General features: G+C 49.0%; 1 pseudogene. It reads left to right on the top strand.

The window, feature by feature from the left end:
- Positions 1 to 1,161, top strand: a pseudogene (locus tag R7Q38_RS24140) (MoxR-like ATPase); the annotation flags it as partial.

Genomic DNA, 1,161 nt, shown 5'->3' with positions numbered 1-1,161 from the left:
GCGAATGGACGCTTCCTAAACTCAATTGGTAGCTTTGACCCTGATTATCCTTGGTCAAATGCGGTGTCTGTGTTGGGCAACTGGCCAGACAAAGCGTTGGCGAGCCACTTCTTAGCACGTCGATTCTCGAACCGTTTTACCGATGAGGTGAGCTTTGCATCGCTGCTTGATATCCCTGGGGTGCAAGCTGAATACGAAGACATCATGGGCAACATCGTGGCAAATGACGCGTTAAATACGCCAGTTAAATTGGTGGGTAAAGACGGTAAGGAATACACCAATCTAAAAGGTGTTACCGTGAACCTACACATCACTGAGCAAATGGAGTCCCTACCACCAATGCCTCGTGGTATTGCAAGATTCCTTGATATTGGTGCAGAAGGCCGCGGACGTGTTGGCGATGTCATCTTGAGAATGGGTGTGCGCCAAATGAAGTCTTACGACTACACAGTGAAGACTCGTGGTCAATCTCAGTTTGATACGTTTACGAAGCAGCAAGACCGGTACGGTATCATCGCGGGTGACAAAGTTGAGTTTGTTATCGACGGCGAGAAGTTTGTGGCAACAAAAGCAAACAAGCTGGCTTACGACTACGCAAACCAACTGGTGACGTCCAAAGGTTACGATCTAAAAACGTACCTAGATAGCTATGAGCCAGCAACACTAAACAAGGTCGCAGAGAGCATCGATAGCGCTTGGGGGCCATTCCGAACAGCGATTGTCCCAGCGTTCCACGATCCTGTATTGCTGCTGGATGCGCCAATGGTCAACGCAATGAAGCGAACCATTGATGCGGATATCGCGGCAGGTGTGCTGTCGTTCAGCCAGTCTTTCATCAACTTTACGACAGCGAATGTGACTTCGGGTGATTTGGTCATCGATGCAACTTCGGGCACATTGAGCTACAAAGGCGGTAAAGCGCACGATGAGCTGAAAGCGTTCGAAGCTTACACTGATGCGATGCTTTTGATTTACAACGATCACACCGAAGACATGATGTTCGCGGTCGACAATGTGTACGCAGGGTACATGGCGTCTTCAGATGCTGACAAAGAACTTTGGCTGAAAGATCTCAATATGATCCAAGCGTATTTGCGTGGTGATATCGGCGCTGTGGCTGGTGATTACTACAAGATGCTTGATCGCCTACCAACGGCAGTG

The sequence above is a fragment of the Vibrio sp. Vb0598 genome, from assembly GCF_033338935.1.
Classification (GTDB): Bacteria; Pseudomonadota; Gammaproteobacteria; order Enterobacterales; family Vibrionaceae; genus Vibrio; species Vibrio alginolyticus.
Note: the sequence above shows the minus strand (reverse complement) of the source record. Positions and strands in the feature narration are given on the sequence as shown.